The organism is Arthrobacter sp. 01T414 (genome assembly GCF_056398965.1).
On sequence record NZ_JBFTQK010000001.1, the window covers coordinates 1,009,835 to 1,030,876 of the forward strand.

Consider the following 21,042-nt stretch of genomic DNA (forward strand, 5'->3'; position numbering starts at 1 on the left):
AGAAAGCGACGGCGACGGCGACGGCGCTGAAAGCGACGGAGTCGGAGAAGGCGACGGCGCCGGAGCGGCCGGCGTGGGGGAGGCGGTTGGAGCCGGGCTTTCAGCTGTTGGCGCCGGCGTTGCCGTTGCCTCCGGTGTGGGTTCCACAGCGGTTGCAGGCGTCGCCATTCCCGTGCCGGCAACGAGGGAGGCGGCCAAAAGCACGGCTCCGACGCGGCTGCCCAGAAGGCTCGGGGGTGGAAGTTGGGTCCGTTTCATTTGCCGCTCCGGAACAACACGCTCATGGCAGTGTCATAGTGATCCCGTGCCCGGGTGCCATGCAGGAGGCAGCTGTCCGGGATGTGAGAATGTCTGACTTGTCGCGCCCACCCTAACACCGCCACCTAGGGCAGGCCAGAGTGCCTCGTGTGACTAGTGGGGTAATTGTTATGAATCCGGTGGGATGTTTTCCACATACGGCCGGCCGCGCCCTTGTCCGTCTCCCGGGCCTCCTCTAGCTTTAACCCAGTTGTACTGCCCCAGGGGGATGGGCAGCGGCCATGTTGGGGGCACCGTGGAAGCCGTGCGCATCGTCGAGGACGAGGTCCGGGAGCTGATCCGTCGTCGCGGCCTGGATCCCTTGCGGCAAAGCGGGGAAGTCCGCCGCCTCGTGGAGGAAGCGATCAGCGACTACGACGAGCGTGCATTGCTCGCCCCGCTTCCGCCGATCGGGCCGCTGGAGCAGGCCCGGCGATTCGTCTTCGACGCCGTGGCGGGATTCGGCCCGCTGCAGCCCCTGCTGGACGACCCGGCCATCGAAGAAATCTGGCTCAACGCCCCGGACGAGATTTTCGTCGCACGAAACGGTGAATCCGAGCTGACCTCTATTGCCCTGACGGACCAGCAGGTGCGCAACCTCGTGGAGCGGATGCTGAAGAGCTCCGGGCGGAGGCTGGATATTTCCTCGCCGTTCGTGGACGCTGCCCTGCCGGACGGCTCCCGGTTGCACGTCGTGATTCCCGACGTGACGCGGCGGCACTGGGCCGTCAATATCCGCAAGTTCGTGGTGAGGGCCAGCCGGCTCGAGCACCTCGTGGAGCTGGGCACCCTCACGCCGCAGTCGGCCCGCTTCCTAGGTGCCGCGGTGGCAAGCGGGCTCAACATCCTGGTCTCCGGCGCCACCCAGGCAGGCAAGACCACCATGTTGAATTGCCTGGCCGCCGGCATCGGCACGCGCGAGCGGGTGGTCACGGTGGAAGAGATCTTCGAACTCCAGTTCCCGCTGCGCGACGTCGTCGGACTCCAGTGCCGGCAGCCCAATCTGGAAGGTGAGGGCGAGATTCCGATGCGCAGGCTGGTCAAGGAGGCCCTGCGGATGAGGCCGGACCGGCTCGTGGTCGGCGAGGTTCGCGAGGCCGAAAGTCTGGACATGCTCATAGCCTTGAATTCCGGGCTTCCTGGAATGTGCACGATCCACGCGAATTCGGCCCATGACGCGGTGACCAAGATCTGCACGCTGCCGTTGCTGGCGGGGGACAACATCTCCAGTGCCTTCGTCGTCCCCACCGTGGCGTCCTGTATCGATCTGGTGGTGCACTGCAGCCGACAGCCGGGCGGCCGGCGGCAGGTCACGGAAATCCTCTCGCTGGGTCGGCGGGTCGAGAACGGCATCATCGAGTCGTCCATGGTGTTCGACCTGCTCGACGGAAAACTCCAACCGAAGGCCAACTCCATGCCGGCTGCGGAGAAGTTCGCCCGCTCCGGGTTCGACGTCGCAGCGCTGCTGGAGCCGCGTTGATGGCGGCGCTGCTGGGGGTACTCGGGGGCGCCGGACTCCTGCTGGTCTGGTGGTCAGCCTGGGAACAGCCGCCCGCAGCGAGACCCCGGCGACGTGTCAGCCGGCTGGAGGACCTCCTGCGGTCCGCCGGCATCGAAAAGGTCAGCCGGCTCGGCCTGCTCGCGACATGTCTGGGAGTCGGTGCCTTCGTGACACTCGTGTTCTACGCGGGGACCAGGTCAGGGCCGATGTCCGGCTGCTTCGGACTGTTCGGCGGCTGGCTTCCGCTGGGCATCGTCAAGTGGCGCGCCCGTAGGCGCACGGCCGTGCTCCGCGAGCTCTGGCCCGACGTCGTCGACCACCTGCGCTCGGCGATCCGCGCAGGCTTGTCGTTGCCGGAGGCTCTTATCCAGCTGGGGGAGAAAGGGCCGTCCGAGCTGCGGCAGTTGTTCCGCGACTTCGGCGCTGACTACCGGTCCGGCGGTCAGTTTGAACCGGCCCTGGACCGGTTGAAAGCAAGACTCGCCGATCCTGTCGCTGACCGGATCGTTGAGGCGCTGCGGCTCACGCGGGAGGTAGGCGGATCGGACCTCGGCCGCCTGCTCGGCACCCTCGCGGATTTCCTCCGGGAAAACGCCCGGACCCGAAGCGAGTTGGAGGCCCGGCAGTCCTGGACGGTGAATGCAGCCCGGCTCGCCGTGGCGGCGCCGTGGATTGTCCTGGTGTTGATGGCGAGCCGGCCCGAGGCGGTCGCCGCGTACAACTCACCCGTTGGGGCTGCGGTTCTGATCGGTGGTCTGCTGCTTTCGCTGTTCTCCTATACCGTCATGTTGCGGATCGCCGCCCTGCCGCAGGACGAACGGGTACTTCGGTGAACGGCACGATCGCAAACGCGGCGGTCTGCGGCGCAGTCCTGGGCGGCGGCCTCTGGCTCCTCCTGGTGCGGCTGCCGTTCATGCGGCCCATCAGCTTCTCGGAGCGCATCGGCCCGCAGCTGAGAGCCCACAGCCTGGAATCCCGGCTGCTGCGCACGGCCCCCGGCAACGTCACTCCCTTTGGGCCGCTTGAGCGGATCCTGCGCCCGGTGATCCGGGACGGGGTCCGGGCGCTGGGCCGGCTCAACCCGGGCTCGTCGGCACTCAACCGCAGGCTAGCCCGGGCCGGCAGCACCAAGTCGGCTGTCGACTTCCGCGCCGAGCAGCTGCTGTGGGCCGCCGGTGGATTTCTGACTGCCGCGGGCATCGTGCTGCTGGGAGGCGCCACGGGCCGGTTCAATCCGCTGTTTGCCGTGCTGATCGTCCTGGGCTCCGGCCTGGGCGGGTTCCTCCTCCGCGACTATGTGCTGGGGGCGCAGGTGAAGAGACGCGAAGCCCGGATGATGGCGGAGTTTCCCAGCGTGGCCGAGCTCATGGCTCTGGCAGTCAGCGCAGGTGAGAGCGCCACGGGCGCCCTGGACCGGGTGGGACGCAGGACGCAGGGCGAACTCTCGAAGGAGTTCTCGCGGGTCCTTGCCGATACCCGTGCCGGCAAGCCGCTGGCGGATGCCCTGCATGACTTTTCAGCACGGACCGAGCTAGCTCCGCTGGTCCGCTTCGTGGACGGGCTGATCGTCGCGGTGGAACGCGGGACACCACTCGCGGAAGTGCTGCGGGCCCAGGCCCAGGATGTGCGCGACACCGCCAAACGCGAGCTGATGGAGTCCGCCGGCCGGAAGGAAATCGGCATGATGGTGCCCCTCGTCTTCGGCGTCTTGCCGCTGACTGTGGTGTTTGCCGTCTTTCCGGGGCTGGCGGCCATCAGCCTGGGACTTTGAACAGGACATCGAATATCGCTTTAAACACGATCACGATCACGCACACGAAAAGGGGAAACGGTGAAGAGTATTGGAATCCGCACCTTATTACTGGTTCAGCTGGCGGCCACGCAGCTGTGGCGGTCCGCCGGAGCGGACAGGCGCCCGGGGAGGCCGCGCGCCGTGCAGAGCGGCCGGCAGCCGGGCCGGACGGGAGGCCTGCCGCACTGCAGTCCTGATCCCGGGGAGCGTGGGGACGTCCCTGGCTGGGTAATGATCACGCTCATGTCGGCGGTGCTGGTTGCCGCGCTGCTGGCGCTCGCGGGCCCGGCGCTGGAAGGGCTCTTCAACCAGGCCATGCAAAAAGTCGGGCAGTAGCCGGTGGACCCGGCCGGCAGTGATGGTCCCGCCAGCCAGGAAGCCGGCCGCCCTGGCCCGGAACGCGGCTCCGCCGTCGTCGACTTTGTCCTGGTCGGCGGACTGCTGACACTGTTCTTCCTGGGAATCATCCAACTTGCCCTCGTCCTGCATGTTCGGAACACCCTGATCGACGCCGCAGCTTCGGGCGCCCGGTACGGAACCCTGGCGGACCGCGGCGCGGCAGACGCCAAGGAGCGCACCGCGCAGCTGATCGGGGTGGCCCTAACCCCGGAGTTTGCCCGGGACGTCAGCACCGCCGAGACCAGTTACGCCGGCATCCGCACGCTGGAGGTGACGGTTCGCGCGCCGCTGCCGGTCATCGGCCTGATCGGGCCACGGGAACTTCTGGAAGTGAAGGGACATGCCGCCATCCAGCCCTAACGACGACGCCGAACGTGGCAGCGCCGTCGTCGAGTTCACTTTCCTGTCGCTCCTGCTGATGGTGCCCGTGGTCTACTTCATCATCACTGTCGGCCAGCTTCAGGGCGGCTCCTTCGCGGTGGTCGGCGCCGCGGACCAGGCAGCCAAGGTCTTCGTTGCCCAGCCCGACGCCGCGAGTGGCCGGGCCGCCGCGGAACAGGCCGTGCAGTTGGCGCTCGCCGACTACGGCCAGCCGGCGGAAAACGCGAGCATGGAAACCAGCTGCGTGCCTGCGGACTGCACGGCCGCCGGATCCGCCGTCACGGTCACCGTGCGCCTCACGGTGCCGCTGCCGTTCGTGCCGTTCAGCGACGCCCTGCGGCTCGACGCCGGCCACCTGAGCGCCTCCGCCACACAGATCGTCGGGCGGTTCCGATGACCGCCCGGCACGCCCGCCCCGCCCGCCCCGCCCGGCTGGCCCGGCCAGACTGCCGTCGGACCGAGCGTCGGACCGAGCTGCAGCCGGGAGCCACGTCCGGCAAGGACAGCGAGAGCGGCCAGCTGATGGTGCTGATCATTGGCTACGTATTGCTCGCACTGCTCGTCACCACCGTCGTCGCGGCGGCGTCCACCGTTTACATCGAGCACAAGAAACTGCTGTCCCTGGCCGACGGGGCATCGGTGGCCGCTGCGGACAGCTTCACCCTGGGCCAGCTGGAAGTTAGCTCCGGCAGCCCGACCGCCGTGCTCAACGCCGGCCGGGTGCGCAGCGCCGCAGCCGACTATCTGAACCGCAACGGCGCCTTCGCCCGATTCAGCGGCCTGGCCGTCGGCCCGGCGACGGGCAGCCCCGACGGGTCCACCGCCGTCGTGGTCCTCAGCGCCGCCGTCCACCCGCCCATCGTCAACTTCCTGGTCCCCGACGGCATCCGGATCGAGGCGACGTCGACGGCGCGCTCCCGCCTCACCCGCTGACAGGCCGCGTCACCCCGTTGCTCTCTCACTTATGGCGGCCAAAGTGGCGCCAGAGCAGCCCTAAGTGAGAGAGCAACCGGGGCCCCGGGCGGGGGCGCCCACGACGGATAGCGTAGGCTTGAAAAACCATGGCAAACATTGATTTTCCCGCAGAAATCCGCGCGCTGCGCGCCACCTACGCTTCGATCGAGAATGTTTCGAACGTCGATGCGCTGAAGGAAGACATCGCCGAACTGAGCGAGCGCGCCGGCGAGCCGAACCTTTGGGATGACCCCGCGGCCGCGCAGGTCATCACGTCCAAGCTCTCGCACAAGCAGTCGGAACTGGAGCGGCTTAACAAGCTGGCCGCCCGGATCGACGACCTGGAAGTCCTCGTGGAGCTGGGCCAGGACGAGGACGACGCCGACTCGATGGCTGACGCCGCCACGGAGCTTGAATCGATCAGCAAAGCCCTCAAGGACCTCGAAGTGGTCACGCTGCTTTCCGGTGAGTTCGACGAGCGCGAGGCCGTGGTTACCATCCGGGCCGGCGCCGGCGGCGTGGATGCGGCGGACTTTGCCGAGATGCTGCTGCGCATGTACCTGCGCTGGGCCGAACGCCACGGCTATCCGACCACCATCATGGACACCTCCTACGCCGAAGAAGCCGGGCTGAAATCCGCCACCTTCGAGGTCAAGGCGCCCTATGCCTACGGCACGCTGAGCGTGGAGGCAGGCACCCATCGGCTGGTCCGGATCAGCCCCTTCGACAACCAGGGCCGCCGCCAGACGTCTTTCGCCGCCGTCGAGGTCATCCCGCTGATCGAGCAGACAGACTCCATCGACATCCCGGACAATGAGATCCGCGTCGACGTCTTCCGCTCCTCCGGCCCGGGCGGGCAGTCGGTCAACACCACGGACTCCGCCGTCCGCCTGACCCACATCCCCACCGGCACCGTGGTGTCCATGCAGAACGAAAAGTCGCAGCTGCAGAACCGCGCGGCCGCCCTGCGCGTGCTGCAGTCCCGCCTGCTGCTGCTCAAGAAAGAGCAGGAAGACGCCGAGAAGAAGGCGTTCGCCGGCGACGTGAAGGCATCCTGGGGTGACCAGATGCGCTCCTACGTGCTCAACCCGTACCAGATGGTCAAGGACCTTCGGACCGAACACGAGGTGGGAAACACCTCCGCGGTGTTCGACGGCGAGATCGACGACTTCATCGACGCCRGCATCCGCTGGCGGACCGACAACCGCAACGCCGAGAACTAGACGGACTGCCGGCGGCCCGTTCCACGACCGGGCCGCCGCCAGCCAAATCCCGCGACACACCCCGGCCCTCCGGCCCTTGCGCTGTTACCCGTGCGTATAGTCGAGGGGCCGGTGCCCTACTTCCCCCAAAAGAAAGCCCGCGCCCCGGCAGCAGAACTGGTCTGAAAATGCCCGGCTCCTGCAGGGTATTAGGGCCATGATCCGTTTCGAAAATGTCACCAAGGTCTACGACCAGAACGCGCGACCGGCGCTGGATTCGATCAACCTTGAGATCGACCGTGGCGAGTTCGCCTTCCTCGTGGGAGCATCCGGCTCCGGAAAATCGACCTTCCTGCGTCTTGTGCTGAAAGAAGACCGCGCCTCCTCGGGCGCCGTCTACGTCGCTGGCCAGAACGTGGCGAAGATTTCCAGCTGGCGGGTGCCGCGGCTTCGCCGGGGGATCGGCGTCGTCTTCCAGGACTTCCGCCTGCTGCCGCAGAAAACCGTGTTCGCCAACGTAGCCTTCGCCATGCAGGTCATTGGCCGGAGCCGCAGCGTCATCCGCGAAACCGTGCCCGAAGTCCTCAAGACCGTGGGCCTGGAAGGCAAGGAAAACCGCTTGCCGCACGAACTCTCCGGCGGCGAGCAGCAGCGCGTGGCGATCGCCCGCGCCGTCGTCAACCGTCCCGGCATCCTGCTGGCGGACGAGCCGACCGGAAACCTCGACCCGACCACCTCTATGGGCATCATGGGCGTCCTCGACAAGATCAACCAGAACGGCACCACCGTCGTCATGGCCACCCACGACGACGACATTGTCAACGAAATGCGCAAGCGCGTGGTGGAACTGCGCAACGGCGTCATTATCCGTGACGAGGCCAAAGCCCTTTACACCTCGATGATTCCGGTCGTGGGACAGTCCCGCCGGCTGCGGGACGCGAGCGGCCGAGAACCGTCCGACTTCGCCGCCGCCAACGGTGAGGCCCAGCGCGCAGGGGAGGGCACGCTGTGAGGCTCGCTTTTATCCTGGCCGAGATCGGCAGCGGCCTGCGCCGGAACCTGTCCATGGTGGTCTCCGTCATCCTGGTGACCTTCGTGTCCCTGACCTTTGTCGGTGCGGCCGGCATGCTGCAGCTGCAGATTAACCAGATGAAGGGCTACTGGTACGACAAAGTCCAGGTCGCCGTCTTCCTCTGCAGCGACGGTTCGACGTCGCCAGGCTGCGCCACCGGCCCGGCGACCCCGGAACAGCAGCAGAACCTGCGCAAGCTGCTGCAGTCGCCGGCCGTGGCCCAGTATGTCAACGATTTCCAGTTTGAATCGAAGGACGAGGCCTACAAGCACTTCAAGGAGCAGTTCTCCAACTCGCCGATTGTCGACTCCGTGACCCCGGACCAGCTTCCCGCGTCCTTCCGGATCAACCTGAAGCACCCGGAAAAGTACGAGGTCATCAGCGAGAACTTCTCCTCGCAGCCCGGCGTCGAGTCGGTCATCGATCAGCGCCAGCTCCTGGAACGGCTGTTTTCCGCGATGAACGCCGCCTCGCTGGTGGCGGTCAGCGTCGCCGGCGTGATGATTGTCTGCGCCATCTTGCTGATCGCCACCACCATCCGGCTCTCCGCCTTCAGCCGCCGCCGGGAGACCGGAATCATGCGTCTCGTCGGAGCGTCTAAGACGGTTATTCAGCTGCCCTTCATCCTGGAGGGCGTCATTGCGGCAGTGATCGGCGCGGCTCTCGCCTCCGGCACGCTGTGGGCCGTGGCGCACTTCTTCCTCGGCGAGTTCCTGTCAAAGCAGTATCCGGACACCGCCTTCATTTCCCCGGCCCAGACGCTGATCCTGGCTCCGGCCTTGGTCGGCCTGGGCGTCCTGCTGGCCGGGACATCATCACTCCTGACCCTCCGCCGCTACTTGAGGGTCTAACTTTGCGCAACGAAGAGGAATGCTCATGAATCCGATGGCCCGACGCACGGACCCGGCCCGCCAAGGAGTCCGCCGCGGCCGACTGATCAGCGCCGCGGTGGTGCTGGTCCTTGCCGCCAACCTGGGTGCTTCGACGCCGGTGGCATTCGCCGACACCCTTGAGGACCAGCAGGCGGCCCTCCGGGCTGAGGCCGAACGTGTCCAGCATTCGCTGGAGTTCGTGGACGCACGCATCGCCAAGGCCGCAGGCGACCTGGTCATCTACCAGGGCCAGCTGCCCGGCGCGCAGCAGGCGCTGCTTGACGCCCAGGGCCGCGTGGCCGGAGCCGTCAAGGAAGTCGAAGCCCTCGCCGCCCGTGTGGACCTGGCCCAGCAGAATAAGGCCAAGATCACCCAGCAGCTGGCGAATGACCAGAAGAAGATCACCAGTACCCGGAAGTTGATCGGGCAGATCGCCACCCAGGCCTACAAGTCCGGCGGCGTGCCGTCCAACCTCTCGCTCTTCTTTGGCTCCAACAATGGCAGCTTGACCGACACCATCGACCTGGCGGACCAGGCGCTGCGAAGCCAGAACTCCGCGATGGACAAGCTGACCCAGCAGAACGCCACGAACGTCAACTCCCAGGCGCGCCTGCAGGCGGTGGAGGCGGAAATCGCCGACCTCAAGTCCAAGGCCGACGCGGCCCTGGTCCGCGAGCAGGCAGCCCGCGACGAGGCGGCAGCCAAGAAGGCGACGGTGGACAAGCTGATCGCCGACACCAGCCGGCTCAACCGCCAGCTGCAGGCCGCCAAACCCGCCATCCAGGGCCAGCTCGCGAAGGTGAAAGCCCGGCAGGACGCCGTCGCGGCCGAAATTGTCGAACGCGACCGGAAGCTGCGCGAGGCCTGGGAAGCCGAACAGCGCCGGCTCGCCGCAGCCCGGGCGGCCGCGGCCGCCGCCGCGGCCCGGGCCCGAAACCAGGCTCCGCCACCGCCCGCGCCTTACGTACCGGCGCCTCCCGGACCCGTCTCGGCCTTCGGCCTGCGCAGCCCGTTCAACGGTATTCCGATCACCTCCGGCTTCGGCTGGCGCGCAACGCCGCCGGGCACTATCGACTTTTACGGCCAGGGCGGCTACATGCACACCGGCATCGACTTCGGTGCCCCCTGCGGCACCCCGGTCTACGCCCCGGCGGCCGGAACTGTCTTCTCCGCAGGGTGGGGGAACGACGGCGGCGGCAACCACGTGAAGATCTCCCACGGTGTCGTGCAGGGCAACTCGCTGACCACGATCTTCTACCACAACACCTCCGTGGTGGTCTCGGCAGGCCAGCAGGTAAGCCAGGGGCAGCTGATCGCCTACTCCGGGACCACCGGCAACTCAACCGGCTGCCACTCGCACTTCGAGACGTGGGTCAATGGCCAGGCAGTCGACCCGATGGGCCTGCTCTAAACTGGAACTAACCCGATCCATCGACTAAGGAGTTTCACCGTGCCTAAAGAAAGTGGCCGGAAGGTAGTGGCCACCAACCGCAAGGCCCGGCACGACTACCACATCATGGACACCTATGAGGCGGGCATCGCGCTCATGGGCACCGAAGTCAAGTCCCTCCGCGAGGGCCACGCCTCAATGGTGGATGGCTTCTGCACCTTCTACAACGACGAGTTGTGGATGGAGGGAATCCATATCCCCGAGTACCACCAGGGGAGCTGGACCAACCACGCCGCCCGGCGGCGTCGCAAGCTGCTCCTGCACCGCGAGGAGCTGACCAAGATCTCGCACAAGATCCGCGAGTCCGGCTTTACGATCGTGCCGCTGCAGCTGTATTTCGTGGATGGCCGTGCGAAGGTCGAGATCGGCGTCGCGCGCGGCAAGAAGGAATACGACAAGCGCCAGACGCTGCGTGAGCAGCAGGACAAGCGCGAGGCCCTGCGCGTCATGCGCGAGCGGAACCGGCGCTAGCCGACGGTTCCGGAACCGGCGGGAATGAATCCCCGCTGGGGTGCGTTATGCTTGGTAGTCCGGGAAGGATCGAGCAGATCCCGACCGGTTTGGTAAAAAAATACGGGGATGATCGGTTTCGACGATGTTAGTCGCGACAGGTGAAGCGGGCCGAGGATGCAGAATTATCTCGTAAACGCTGTCTGCAAACCAATAAGTGCCGAATCAAAACGCACTGACTTCGCTCTCGCTGCCTAAGCAGTAAGACAGTCCGTCAGCCCGAGGTTGCTATTGCCCCGGATCCTGGCGTCATTTAGATAGCCACTGCTGTTTACCTCCGTCATCGGGGTGAACGGGACTCTTAGATGACTGGGCCCGGATCAGCCACCTGTTTGCAGGATGGCTGGGGCCGAGAAAATCCGACGCAAACTGCGCCCGGAGAAGCCCTGACAACACGACATCGGACGGGGGTTCAATTCCCCCCATCTCCACATAGGGAGCCCCGGCAACGGAGTTCCACCCCGTAGCAAAAGGCCGGAAGCATCAGCTTCCGGCCTTTTTGTTGTGCTGGTACTGCGTTGCGTCCGACGCCGGGCGCCGATCAACGCTTCTTGATGTGGGCCACCGGATCTGTGTGCTCGTCCACGATGTGCTTGGCCTTCTTCTCGGCCCGTTTTTCCTTGATGGTTTTGACCGGCTTCTTGGTCAGGTGCCGGTGCGGCGACTTATCAGGCATTTCGCGCTCCCTAAAAGGTGGGGGCCCGGGATGAGCCCGTGCTTTTAAGGCTACGCCTCGGGTACCGCGACGTCCACGATGCCGATGAAGCGGCTCCCGACGCCCTCGTACTCGCTGCGGACCAGCCCGGCGTGCAGGGCGGGCAGTTCGTACGGGGCGTGGTGCGCGCAGCAGATGTAGCTGAACTCCGGCCACCACTTCTTGGGCCGGGCGGTTTCGGAGAAGCCGCAGACGGCACAGGTCAGCTGCACCCAAACCGGGCGTTTGCCCGTCCGGTTGGCCCGGGACTGCAGCAGCCACGCAGGAGGGCTGTCCAGCAGTTCATCCAGTTCGGCGTCGGACAAGCGGGACGGAATGCCGTGGCGGTGCGCCATTTCCAGCGGAATATCAAGGATCTGGGCAGCTTCACGTCTCGTAACCATCCTTCAACTTTACGGGATTCCGGCACATCAACAGCTGCCGAGCGGCCGGTGCTAGGCTCATCCCAAACCCGGCGCCCGCCCCCAAACGGGCAGTGAGGAAGGCAGCAGCCATGTCCGGCACTCCCGCCGCAGCCATGTCCAGCCTTGAGAAGCGCGTGCTGTACGTGGCGATCATCGCGTCCTTCATTGCTTTTCTGGATGGGTCGGTGGTCAACCTTGCCCTCCCGGCGATAAACCGGGAGCTCGGCGGCGGCCTGGTGGTCCAGCAATGGGTGGTGGACGCCTACCTGCTGACCCTGGGGGCACTCATCCTCGTGGCAGGATCGCTCTCGGACCAATTTGGCCGGGTGCGGGTCCTGGAATGGGGTCTCGCGGGCTTTACCGCCACCTCCATCCTCTGCGGCCTGGCCTGGAACGGGGAGTCGCTGATTGTGGCCCGCGGGCTGCAGGGCGTCGCCGGAGCCCTGCTGGTGCCCAGTTCGCTTGCCCTGATCGTGACCGTGTTCAGCGGCCCGGCCCAGTCCGCAGCGATTGGCAAGTGGTCCGCCTGGACGTCCGGGGCCATCGTGGCGGCCCCCGTACTTGGCGGTATCTCCGTGGACGTGTTCACCTGGCGGGTCATTTTCTTCCTCAACATAGTTCCGGCGGTTGCCGTGTGGCCGGCCCTGCGCAAGCTCCGGGAGATGGACCTGGGGCGCGCGCCCGGTAGCACCATTGACGTCGCCGGAACCGTACTGGCGATCATCGGACTGGGCGGCATCGTCTATGCCTTCATCGAACGCGGGACCCTTGGCTGGGGCGCCCCGCAGGTCTGGCTGCCGCTGGTGCTCGGCGTCGCCGGTCTCACCGCCTTCCTGCTCCACGAACGGCGGACCCCGGCGCCGATGATGCCGCTGCGGCTCTTCGCCATCCGGAATTTCGGCTGGGGCAACATCGCCACCACCGTTATCTACGGCGCGCTGAACCTCGGCTTCTTCGTGCTGGGGCTCTTCCTGCAACAGGTCGCCGGCCTGGGCGCCACGGCCGCCGGCTTCGCCCTGCTGCCGTCCACCCTGATCCTGCTCCTGCTTTCAGCCAAAATCGGGGCACTCTCGGGCCGGTTCGGCCCGCGCTGGTTCATGACCGCCGGGCCGTTGCTCTGCGCGGCGGGTTTCGTCATGCTGATGGGCATCGGACTGCCGCTGGATTATTTCGCGCAGGTCTTCCCCGGGTTGGTGGTCTTCGGCGTCGGTTTGGCCGTGACCGTGGCGCCGCTGACTTCGGCCATCCTGGGAGCCGTGGATCCGGAGGAAGCCGGCATCGGATCGGCGGTGAACAACGCGGTCGCCCGTATCGCGGGCCTGGTGGCCATCGCCTTTGCCGGCCTCATCACCGGGCCGGTGATTACGACGTCGGGCCTGCACGGCACAGCGGCGGTCACCGCGGGACTCTTCATCGCGGGCGCCCTGGCGTCCGCCGTCGGGATCAGGAATCCGCCGCCGGGGCAGGAGCAGGGGCAGAGCCAGGACGCGGGCGGCCGGGCGGACTAGGGGGCGACGCTGCAGCCGGAGTGGGCGGCGTCGCTGTGTACCCATAGCGCGGAGGCCACCTCGTCGGCGAGGTCGATTTCGCGCAGCGCCGCTCCCGTGCCGATACGGACCACGAGCGGGCCGCCGAACGGCTTCCGGCCGAGCACCTCGACGTCGGCGTCCAGGTCGATCTGCTCCGCAGCGAGGTAGCGAAGCAGTTCCGGGTTCTCGTCGCTGATCCGGGTGATCCGGCCGGTGTGGCCGTCGTCGAGCTCGCTCATCCGGTACGCCGGCGGCATCAGGACCGAACCATCTGCTGCCGGAATGGGGTCCCCGTGCGGGTCGCGGACCGGGTTGCCCAGCTTTGCGGACATCCGCTCAATGAAGGTGTCGGAGACGGCGTGTTCCAGCAGTTCGGCCTCGTCATGGACCTCGTCCCAGCGGTAGCCAAGCTCCTGGACCAGGAAGGTCTCGATCAGCCGGTGCCGCCGGACCATGGAGAGGGCCAGCCGCACGCCGTCCGCGGTCAGGGTGACGGCGCTGTACGGCTTGTGGTCCACCAGGCCTTGGTCCTTGAGCTTGCGGACCATCTCGGAGACCGAGGAGTTCGCGACGCCGAGGCGCTGGGCCAGCTGCGTGGAGGTGATGGGCTTGTCCTGCCACTCCGTGAAGGAGTAGATGACCTTGACGTAGTCCTCGATCGAGGAGGAGGGCGGACTGGTCTTCACAGCCCCAAGCCTACCGTCCGGCGGCACCGGTGAAGGTGAGCCACAGCAGGACCAGGTTCAGCGCCACCACCAGGACAACGCTGACCACGGCGGCGACGCGCAGGGTCAGGCCGTCCGCGAACTGGCCCATCAGGGTCTTGCTGCTGGTCAGCACCACCAAAGGGACCAGTACGAAGGGAATGCCGAAGCTGAGCACCACCTGGCTGAGCACCAGTCCCCAGGTGGGGTCGAAGCCGACGGCCAGCAGCACGACGGCGGGAACCAGGGTGAGTACCCGGCGCGTCATCAGCGGAATCCGGATCTTGAGCAGGCCCTGCATGATGGTGCCGCCGGCGTAGCAGCCCACCGAGGTGGAAGCCAGGCCGGAGGCGAGCAGGCCGACGGCGAAGACGACGCCCACCACCGGACCGAGGTTGGCCGTGATGGCGGCGTGCGCGCCTTCGATCGTGTCCGTTCCCCCTTCGCCGCCCAGCGTGGACGCGGCCAGCAGCAGCATTCCGATGTTGACGATGCCGGCGACGGCCAGCGCCGCGACGACGTCCCAGCGCGTGGCCTTGACCAGCCGGGCAATGGCGTGCGGCGGGACGTGGAGATGGGGATTGGGCCGGTGCCGGTCACGGGAGAGCGCCGAGTGGACGTAGATGGCGTGCGGCATCACGGTGGCGCCGAGCATGCTCGCGGCCAGCAGCACGGTGTCCGGGCCCTGGAATCCTGGAACCAGGCCGGCTACGACGCCGCCCGGGTCAGGCGGACTGATGAACAGCCCGGCCAGGAACCCGACGGTGATGATGCCCAGCAGGAACATGATGACGAACTCGAACGGACGCTGCTGGTTCCGGCTCTGCACCGCGAGCAGGGCCATCGAAATGCCGCCGACAATGACGGCGCCGAGGGGGAGGGGCAGGCCAAAGAGCAGATACAGGGCCACCGCGCCGCCCACCACTTCGGCCAGGTCCGTCGCCGCGGCCACGATTTCGGCCTGCACCCAGAAAGCACGGCGCCAGGCGGGCCTGAGCCGCTCGCCGAGGATCTCCGGGAGGCTCTTGCCCGTGACGATGCCGAGCTTCGCGGACTGGTACTGGACCAGCACGGCCATCACGTTGGCGGCAACAAGCACCCAGACGAGCAGGTAACCGTATTGGGCGCCGGCCGTGAGGTTCGCGGCGACGTTGCCGGGGTCCACGTAGGCAATAGCGGCCACGAACGCGGGGCCGAGCAGACCGAGGAGGGCCCGGCGGCTACCCCGGATCCTGCGGGCAGGCGGGTGCCCTGCGGGCTGGGGTTCGTGTCCGGTTGTTTCCAGCACTGCGGGCTCCCAAGAAGTTCCTGAGTGCCTACACGCAAAAGTTAGGCACACCGAAATCATAGGCGTCGCGGCGGCGACGGTGCAATGCGGAAACCTCAGGCTTTGGTGGCGCGCCAGCTTTGCGTCAGGTAGGGCAGCGCCACCATCTCATCCGGGCCGTGCGCGAGGTGTTCGTGCAGGTACCAGTCGAGGTTGCCGAGCACCTTGGCGCGGGTAGCCTCGCCGGCCCGTAGATAGTAGCTCCGGGACTTGGCCAGTTCCATGATGTCCCGGGTGGTCACCGGATCCTCCCAGCGGGTGAGGTGGCTCTGCAGCCCGGTGAATTCGGGACCCAGCGGCGGCCTGAAGTGGGGCTTGTGGACGTCCCCGGCGTGCATGATCCGGGAGAGCCGGTGCACCCAGGGCACGGAGGTATCCAACTGGTTCCAGACCAGGCCAAGCACACCGTGCGGGCGCAGGATCCGTGCCGCTTCGGTGCTGGCCAGCAGCGGATCGCACCAATGCCAGGCCTGCGCCACTGTAACCAGGTCGAAGGCCTCCGCCGGCAGGCCCGTGTATTCGGCGGTGCCCTCGACGGCGGTGACGCCCGGCAGGGCCCGGCGCAGCTGCTCGAGCATGTCGAGGGACGGATCCACGGCCACGGTCCGGAGCCCGCGCTCGACCAGCAGGGTCGTGAACTTGCCGGTCCCCGCGCCCAGGTCGGCGGCGTCGCTGGCCCCTGCGGGTATCAGCCAGTCGGCCGAATCCGCCGGATAGCCAGGCCGGACCCGGTCGTAGTGCTCGCCGCCGTCCTGGAAGCTCTGGCCGAGCTCCTGCCGCCGGTGGTGGTGGAGTTTGGGGCCGCCGCGTGCCACGTGCGATCTCCTTCGGCAGCTTTTGGTAAGTACCATCCGAATTTACCGCACGGGGCCGGACCCCGGAGCCCTTAGTCGGCGGTGCAGGGGGCGGCGCCGGCAGTGCCAGGCGTGTTGGGCGCCCAGTGCGGGTAGCTGCGGGTGTCGTTGGCCGGCACCCACCGTCCGGCGTCCACGACATAGTCCCAGCCGAGGCCGTTCCGCCGCAGCTCCCGGATTCCGGCGAGCAGCCGCTCGGCATCCTCAAGCCGCGACCCGAGGCCGAAGCTGGCGCGGAGCGACCCGGCGGGCAGGCCCAGCCGCTTCAGCAGCGGGTGCGCGCAAAACCGCCCGTCGCGCAGTCCGACGCCGTGCTCGGCCGACAGGTAGGCCGCGACCAGTCCGGCGTCGTAACCGGCCACCGAGAAATTGACGACGCCGATCGTCCCGGGGCCGGTCGCCAGGGCGGTGTCCTCGAAGATGTGGTGGACGCTCACGCCGTCGATCAGCTGCAGCCCCTCGACCAGGTAGGAGCGGATGGCGTCCTCGTGGGCGTGCCACTGCTGCTCGTCGAGCGCCTCGATGACCTGGCTGGCACGGGCCAGCGCGGCCGCACCCAGGACATTGGGGGAGCCACCCTCGTGGCGGGCTGGGCCTGTGGTCCAGCTGACGGAGTCGAGCCGTGCGTCCCGTACGGCGCCGCCGCCGGCCAGATGCGGGGTGCCGGCGTCCAGCCAGTCCGGCCGTCCCACCAGCACGCCGGCGCCGAACGGGGCGTAGAGCTTGTGGCCGGAGAAGGCGAGGTAGTCGACGTCGTCCGCGGCGATGTCGATGCGGCGGTGCGGGGCGAGCTGGGCCGCGTCGACGGCAATCCGGGCACCGAATTCGTGCGCCAGGGCGGCCAGCTCGCGGATCGGCAGGATTTCGCCGGTGACGTTGGAGGCGCCGGTCACGGCGAGCAGGTTGACGCCGCCAAGGGCGAGTTCCGCCCGCAGCCGCTCCACGGTGCCGCGCAGGGTGGGGGCCGCCACGACGCTGCGGTGCGGGACGTTCTGCCAGGGCAACAGGTTGGCGTGATGCTCGATGTCCAGGTAGAGCACCTCGCCGGTGTGCCGGCCGCCGTCGGCCGGCAAACAGCCGGCCAGCAGGTTCAGCGAGTCGGTGGTGTTCCGGGTGAAGATCACGGAGTCGTCCGGCCGGCCGCCGACGAAGTCGCGGACGATGTTCCGGGCGTTTTCGTACACTGAGGTGCTCAGCTGGGAGGCGTACCCGGCGCCGCGGTGCACGCTGGCGTAGTACGGCAGGATCTCGTTCAGGTAGGCGGACACCACGGACAGTGCCGGGGCCGAGGCTCCGTAGTCCAGGTTGGCGTAGCGGACCTGGCCGCCCTGGATCAGTGGGGCCTGGATTTCAGCGCCGGACACCGCGGACAGCGGCTGGCGGGCGGCGTCGATACGTGCGTCGCCAACGGCGGCGGGGGAGGTGCTGTGGCTGGGGATGGTGGCAGTCGTCATGGGACCTCGCTCGAAAAGGACCCCGCTCACAGGGGATCCGCGCTTGCCGGGTCCGCTCCGGACCGGCCAGGTCGTCACCCGGGGCACCCCGCCGCGAATGGAGGGTTGCCGGCCAGCAAACCGGGGTTTAGCGCTGGCACTCGTGACCTGCTTCGAGCCTAGGACATGGCCGGCCGCGCCGAAAAGGCAGGCCGGAATGTGAAGCGCAGTGTTACGGACTGCCGTTGGCGCGCCACACTAGAGCAGGTCGTCGAGGCCGGGGTTGAGGCGCTTCAGGACTTCCGAGTGCAGGATCGAGTTGGTGGCCAGGGCGTTGCCGCCGAAGGGTCCGTCCTCGCCGTCGAGCGAGGTGAAGCGGCCCCCGGCCTCCGTCACAATCGGGACGAGCGCGGCCATGTCGTAGAGGTTGAGCTCCGGCTCGCAGGCGATGTCGACGGCGCCCTCGGCCACGAGGCAGTAGGACCAGAAGTCGCCGTAGGCGCGGGTGCGCCATACCTCTTCGGTAAGGCCGAGGAACTCGTCGAGGTTTCCGCGCTGCTTCCAGCCGCCGAGGCTGGAGTAGGAGAGGGACGCATCCTCGAGCCGCGAGACGTTGGAGACCTTCAGCCGGGTGGCGGCGGCCAGTGAGCGGCCCATGTACGCGCCGGCGCCTTTAGCGGCCCACCAGCGCTTGCCCAGGGCGGGGGCGCTGACGACGCCGACCACGGGTTCTCCTTCGTCCACAAGGGCGATCAGGGTGGCCCAGACGGGGACGCCGCGGACGAAGTTCTTGGTGCCGTCGATCGGGTCGATGATCCACCGCCGCGAGCCGTGGCCGGAGCTGCCGAACTCTTCGCCGAGGACGGCGTCGCGCGGGCGGGAGCGGGAAAGCTGGCCGCGGATGGCTTCCTCGGCGGACTTGTCCGCGTCGGTGACGGGGGTGAGGTCCGGCTTCGTCTCGATCCGAAGGTCGAGCGCCTTGAAGCGGCTCATGGTCTGGGAATCTACGGAATCTGCCAGTACATGGGCAAGGCGCAGGTCATCGTTGTAGCTCGAAGCTGGTTGGCTCATGCTTCCAAACTACCGTCAAAACGCCCCGAGGACGGGGAGGCCACGTCGCAGCCTGCCTAGTGGGCGCTGCTAGGAGACGCTGCCGAGTTCCTTGGTTTCCTGCGCTTCCATCCGCGGATCCGTGCCGAGCAACCGGCGCAGGGAGGCAAGGCGGGCCGGTCCCGACGGGCCCGCGTGGCCGCCCTGCACCCACGCGTCCACTCCGCAGTTCACGGCGGTGGCGTCGTGCTTGCAGCCTCGTTCGCAGTCGTCGGTGCCCGGTGCCAGGTCCGGGAAGGAGCGCAGGATCCGGTCCGGGTCCACATGGGCCAGGCCGAAGGATCGGATGCCGGGAGTGTCGATGATCCAGCTGCCGGCCGGGGCATCGCTGACCTTCAACGCCAGCGCCGAGGAGGAGGTGTGGCGGCCCCGGCCGGTGACGGCGTTGACGCCGCCCGTGGCCCGTTCGGCCCCGGTGAGGGCGTTCACCATGGTGGATTTGCCGACGCCGGAGTGGCCCAGCATGACGGTTACTTTCCCGTCGAGGTGCTCTCGCAGCTGCGAGACCGCGGCCTTGTCCAACCGGGCGGACAGTCCGTCGTCGGAGCGGGCGTCGATGCCTGAGGCGGCCGAATCCGCCGTCTTGGAGATGATGACCGGGAAGTCGAGGTGCTGGTAGTTGGCCAGCAGCTCGGCGGGATCCTTGACGTCGGCCTTGGTGACCAGCAGCAGGGGATCGATGCCGGCGTCATAGGCGGCCACGAGGGCGCGGTCGATGAAACCGGTGCGCGGTTCCGGGTTTGCCGCGGCTACGACGACGACGAGCTGGTCGGCGTTGGCGACGACGGCGCGCTCGATCGGGTCCGTGTCGTCCGCGCTGCGGCGCAACAGCGTCCGGCGGTCCTGGATCTTGACCAGCCTGGCCAAGGTGTCGGGTTCGCCGCTGACGTCCCCGACGAGGGAGACGAAGTCCCCGGCAACCACGGGATTGCGTCGCAGCTCCCGGGCCCGGGCCGCGATGATCTTGCGTTCGTCGGCTGTGCCCTCACCGACGACGGCGGTGTAACGGCCCCGGTCCACGGTGACGATCCGGCCGGTGACGGCGTCGTCGTAGCTGGGCCTGTCCTTGGTGCGGGGGCGGGAGCCCTTTTTGTTGGGGCGGATCCTGACGTCGGATTCGTCCCAGGAATCAGTGCTGCGTGCCACCGGCGGCGTCCTTGTCTGGGGTGCCTGTCTGGCCGAGCATGGCCGTCCACAATTGCGGGAAACCGGGCATTGTCTTGGCTGTGGTGTCGATGTCTTCGACCTGGACCCCGGGGACGGCGAGTCCCAGGATGGCACCGGCGGTGGCCATCCGGTGGTCGGCGTAGCTGTGCACGACGCCGCCGTGCAGCGTCGCCGGCCGGATGATGAGTCCGTCCTCGGTTTCTTCCGCGTCGCCGCCGAGGCGGTTGATTTCCGCAACGAGGGCGGCGAGCCGGTCCGTTTCATGGCCCCGGAGGTGGGCGATTCCGCTGAGCCGGGAGGGGCCGTCGGCCAGGGCACAGAGGGCTGCCACGGTGGGAGCGAGCTCGCTGGTGTCGTCGAAGTCGCCGCCCTTGATCTCCGGACCGCCGGTCACGGTCAGCGTGCCGCCCTCCAGCGTCACGGTGGCGCCCATGCTGGCGAGGATGCCGCGCCAGAGATCCCCGACCTGCGTGGTCCCGGCCGGCCAGTTGGGGATCCGTACGGTGCCACGGGTGGCAAGCGCCGCCGCGAGGAACGGCCCGGCGTTGGAGAGGTCCTGTTCGATCCGCTGGTCGAAGGCACGGATGGGGCCGGGGGAGACCACCCAGTGGTTTGGCACCGAGTCGTCGACCGCCACGCCGACGCCGCGCAGTGCGGCCACCGTCATGGTGATGTGGTCGAGGCTCGGCACCGGCCTGTTTGCTCCGTCGCTGCTGCGGTGCTCCAAGTGGAGTCCCTCGGTGAAGCGGGCGCTGGCCAGCAGCAGGGCGGAGACAAACTGGGATGAGGCGCTGGCGTCAATGACGAGGTGGCCGCCGCGGACTTCGCCCGTGCCCTCGACGAAGAACGGCAATGACGATGCCGGTCCGCCGTCCGGCGCGCTGACTGCCACGCCGAGGCCGGTCAGGGCTTCGATAATGGTGCCCATCGGCCGTTTGCGGGCGTGCGGATCGCCGTCGAACACCGTCCGGCCGCGGTGCAGCGCGGCAACCGGCGGAACGAAGCGCATGACCGTGCCGGCGAGGCCGCAGTCGATGGCGGTCTCGGCAGCAGCAGCATCGAGCGCAATGGGGGTGATGGCCAGGTCGGGGCCGTAGGCTCCGTCGCCGGGCACTTCGGTAATGGTGGCCCCCAACTGCCGTAGGGCCTCGATCATCAAGGCCGAGTCCCGCGAGTGCAGCGGCGCACGCAGCCTGGACGGACCGTCCGCGAGGGCGGCCAGAACCAGATACCGGTTCGTCAGGGACTTGGACCCTGGGACCGTCACGGTAGCGTCGACGGGACGTTCCGCGAACGGCGCAGGCCAGTGCGGACCGCCGCCAGCCGGAAGGGAAGGGGCTGCTGCGGTGGGGGTGGTGCCAGTCATTGC

General features: G+C 67.7%; 21 protein-coding genes, 1 other RNA gene and 1 riboswitch. Of the genes, 13 read left to right on the forward strand and 9 right to left on the reverse strand.

All coding sequences use genetic code 11. The annotated features are described in order from the left end of the window. Window positions 1-553: 553 nt before the first annotated feature. The 12 genes from AC1DK9_RS04695 (at window position 554) to ssrA (ending at window position 10,864) form a co-directional block, all read left to right on the forward strand. Window positions 554-1,777: a CpaF family protein gene (locus AC1DK9_RS04695; RefSeq protein WP_476915140.1), complete on the forward strand. Its 1,224-nt coding sequence runs from the start codon at window positions 554-556 to the stop codon at window positions 1,775-1,777. Further along, the gene (locus AC1DK9_RS04700; RefSeq protein ID WP_476863152.1) at window positions 1,777-2,631 is read left to right on the forward strand and encodes a type II secretion system F family protein; all 855 of its coding nucleotides are present in this window, start codon (window positions 1,777-1,779) and stop codon (window positions 2,629-2,631) included. The genes AC1DK9_RS04695 and AC1DK9_RS04700 overlap by 1 nt, the downstream gene beginning before the upstream one ends. Beyond that, window positions 2,628-3,569 (forward strand): type II secretion system F family protein, encoded by a 942-nt coding sequence (locus AC1DK9_RS04705; protein ID WP_476915141.1) that lies wholly within the window; start codon window positions 2,628-2,630, stop codon window positions 3,567-3,569. The genes AC1DK9_RS04700 and AC1DK9_RS04705 overlap by 4 nt, the downstream gene beginning before the upstream one ends. Before the next feature lie 360 nt (window positions 3,570-3,929). Next, complete coding sequence (locus AC1DK9_RS04710; protein WP_476915142.1) at window positions 3,930-4,349, forward strand: TadE/TadG family type IV pilus assembly protein; 420 nt, start codon at window positions 3,930-3,932, stop codon at window positions 4,347-4,349. Next, window positions 4,330-4,767, forward strand: a complete 438-nt coding sequence (locus AC1DK9_RS04715; RefSeq protein WP_476915143.1) for a hypothetical protein — start codon at window positions 4,330-4,332, stop codon at window positions 4,765-4,767. The genes AC1DK9_RS04710 and AC1DK9_RS04715 overlap by 20 nt, the downstream gene beginning before the upstream one ends. Then, window positions 4,764-5,303 carry a pilus assembly protein TadG-related protein gene (locus AC1DK9_RS04720; protein WP_476915144.1) on the forward strand — a complete coding sequence of 180 codons (540 nt, stop codon included), beginning with the start codon at window positions 4,764-4,766 and terminating at the stop codon, window positions 5,301-5,303. Before AC1DK9_RS04715 ends, AC1DK9_RS04720 begins: the two co-directional genes overlap by 4 nt. Window positions 5,304-5,431: 128 nt before the next feature. Then, window positions 5,432-6,547 (forward strand): peptide chain release factor 2, encoded by a 1,116-nt coding sequence (prfB, locus tag AC1DK9_RS04725; protein WP_476915145.1) that lies wholly within the window; start codon window positions 5,432-5,434, stop codon window positions 6,545-6,547. A 196-nt stretch (window positions 6,548-6,743) separates the two neighbouring features. Beyond that, on the forward strand, window positions 6,744-7,538 hold the full coding sequence (gene ftsE, locus AC1DK9_RS04730; RefSeq protein WP_476863157.1) for a cell division ATP-binding protein FtsE: 795 nt from the start codon (window positions 6,744-6,746) through the stop codon (window positions 7,536-7,538). Next, complete coding sequence (gene ftsX / locus AC1DK9_RS04735; RefSeq protein ID WP_476863158.1) at window positions 7,535-8,449, forward strand: permease-like cell division protein FtsX; 915 nt, start codon at window positions 7,535-7,537, stop codon at window positions 8,447-8,449. The genes ftsE and ftsX overlap by 4 nt, the downstream gene beginning before the upstream one ends. Window positions 8,450-8,474: 25 nt before the next feature. Beyond that, entirely contained in the window at window positions 8,475-9,881 is a 1,407-nt protein-coding gene (locus tag AC1DK9_RS04740) for a peptidoglycan DD-metalloendopeptidase family protein (RefSeq protein WP_476863159.1), read from the forward strand. Window positions 9,882-9,920: 39 nt separating this feature from the next. After that, window positions 9,921-10,391: an SsrA-binding protein SmpB gene (gene smpB / locus AC1DK9_RS04745; RefSeq protein WP_175321881.1), complete on the forward strand. Its 471-nt coding sequence runs from the start codon at window positions 9,921-9,923 to the stop codon at window positions 10,389-10,391. A gap of 104 nt (window positions 10,392-10,495) precedes the next feature. Next, window positions 10,496-10,864, forward strand: a transfer-messenger RNA (tmRNA) gene (ssrA, locus tag AC1DK9_RS04750). A 107-nt stretch (window positions 10,865-10,971) separates the two neighbouring features. On the opposite strand, the gene AC1DK9_RS04755 is transcribed toward ssrA, so the two are convergent. Together AC1DK9_RS04755 and AC1DK9_RS04760 are read right to left on the reverse strand one after the other, a co-directional pair. Beyond that, window positions 10,972-11,106, reverse strand: coding sequence for a hypothetical protein (locus AC1DK9_RS04755; protein WP_261375082.1), 135 nt, complete (start codon window positions 11,104-11,106; stop codon window positions 10,972-10,974). Between the two features lie 50 nt (window positions 11,107-11,156). Then, window positions 11,157-11,528 carry a hypothetical protein gene (locus tag AC1DK9_RS04760; protein ID WP_476915146.1) on the reverse strand — a complete coding sequence of 124 codons (372 nt, stop codon included), beginning with the start codon at window positions 11,526-11,528 and terminating at the stop codon, window positions 11,157-11,159. 110 nt (window positions 11,529-11,638) lie between these two features. Between AC1DK9_RS04760 and AC1DK9_RS04765 the strand changes: the two genes are divergently transcribed. Next, the gene (locus tag AC1DK9_RS04765; RefSeq protein ID WP_476915147.1) at window positions 11,639-13,057 is read left to right on the forward strand and encodes an MFS transporter; all 1,419 of its coding nucleotides are present in this window, start codon (window positions 11,639-11,641) and stop codon (window positions 13,055-13,057) included. Here AC1DK9_RS04765 and AC1DK9_RS04770 read toward each other — a convergent pair. From AC1DK9_RS04770 to aroA, 7 genes are all read right to left on the reverse strand, one after another. Next, window positions 13,054-13,764, reverse strand: a complete 711-nt coding sequence (locus AC1DK9_RS04770) for a metal-dependent transcriptional regulator (protein ID WP_476915148.1) — start codon at window positions 13,762-13,764, stop codon at window positions 13,054-13,056. The two genes, AC1DK9_RS04765 and AC1DK9_RS04770, sit on opposite strands and share 4 nt — an antisense overlap. 10 nt (window positions 13,765-13,774) lie before the next feature. Next, window positions 13,775-15,067, reverse strand: coding sequence for an Nramp family divalent metal transporter (locus AC1DK9_RS04775; RefSeq protein WP_476915244.1), 1,293 nt, complete (start codon window positions 15,065-15,067; stop codon window positions 13,775-13,777). A gap of 98 nt (window positions 15,068-15,165) precedes the next feature. Next, window positions 15,166-15,924 carry a class I SAM-dependent methyltransferase gene (locus AC1DK9_RS04780; RefSeq protein ID WP_476915149.1) on the reverse strand — a complete coding sequence of 253 codons (759 nt, stop codon included), beginning with the start codon at window positions 15,922-15,924 and terminating at the stop codon, window positions 15,166-15,168. 71 nt (window positions 15,925-15,995) lie between these two features. Then, on the reverse strand, window positions 15,996-17,417 hold the full coding sequence (locus tag AC1DK9_RS04785) for an aminotransferase class V-fold PLP-dependent enzyme (RefSeq protein ID WP_476915150.1): 1,422 nt from the start codon (window positions 17,415-17,417) through the stop codon (window positions 15,996-15,998). Window positions 17,418-17,451: 34 nt separating this feature from the next. After that, a riboswitch (SAM riboswitch) is annotated at window positions 17,452-17,565 on the reverse strand. 89 nt (window positions 17,566-17,654) lie between these two features. Continuing rightward, window positions 17,655-18,467: a histidinol-phosphatase gene (gene hisN, locus AC1DK9_RS04790; protein WP_476915151.1), complete on the reverse strand. Its 813-nt coding sequence runs from the start codon at window positions 18,465-18,467 to the stop codon at window positions 17,655-17,657. A gap of 69 nt (window positions 18,468-18,536) precedes the next feature. Then, window positions 18,537-19,652, reverse strand: a complete 1,116-nt coding sequence (rsgA, locus tag AC1DK9_RS04795) for a ribosome small subunit-dependent GTPase A (RefSeq protein ID WP_476915152.1) — start codon at window positions 19,650-19,652, stop codon at window positions 18,537-18,539. Beyond that, entirely contained in the window at window positions 19,636-21,039 is a 1,404-nt protein-coding gene (aroA, locus tag AC1DK9_RS04800; protein WP_476915153.1) for a 3-phosphoshikimate 1-carboxyvinyltransferase, read from the reverse strand. Before aroA ends, rsgA begins: the two co-directional genes overlap by 17 nt. Window positions 21,040-21,042: the final 3 nt, after the last annotated feature.

Coding starts and splice junctions, on each gene's coding strand:
- AC1DK9_RS04700 (WP_476863152.1), top strand. CDS start 1,777: ATGGCGGCGCTGCTGGGGGTACTCGGGGGCGCCGGACTCCTGCTGGTC.
- AC1DK9_RS04715 (WP_476915143.1), top strand. CDS start 4,330: ATGCCGCCATCCAGCCCTAACGACGACGCCGAACGTGGCAGCGCCGTC.
- AC1DK9_RS04720 (WP_476915144.1), top strand. CDS start 4,764: ATGACCGCCCGGCACGCCCGCCCCGCCCGCCCCGCCCGGCTGGCCCGG.
- ftsE (WP_476863157.1), top strand. CDS start 6,744: ATGATCCGTTTCGAAAATGTCACCAAGGTCTACGACCAGAACGCGCGA.
- AC1DK9_RS04740 (WP_476863159.1), top strand. CDS start 8,475: ATGAATCCGATGGCCCGACGCACGGACCCGGCCCGCCAAGGAGTCCGC.
- AC1DK9_RS04755 (WP_261375082.1), bottom strand. CDS start 11,106: ATGCCTGATAAGTCGCCGCACCGGCACCTGACCAAGAAGCCGGTCAAA.
- AC1DK9_RS04760 (WP_476915146.1), bottom strand. CDS start 11,528: ATGGTTACGAGACGTGAAGCTGCCCAGATCCTTGATATTCCGCTGGAA.
- AC1DK9_RS04765 (WP_476915147.1), top strand. CDS start 11,639: ATGTCCGGCACTCCCGCCGCAGCCATGTCCAGCCTTGAGAAGCGCGTG.
- AC1DK9_RS04785 (WP_476915150.1), bottom strand. CDS start 17,417: ATGACGACTGCCACCATCCCCAGCCACAGCACCTCCCCCGCCGCCGTT.
- hisN (WP_476915151.1), bottom strand. CDS start 18,467: ATGAGCCAACCAGCTTCGAGCTACAACGATGACCTGCGCCTTGCCCAT.
- aroA (WP_476915153.1), bottom strand. CDS start 21,039: ATGACTGGCACCACCCCCACCGCAGCAGCCCCTTCCCTTCCGGCTGGC.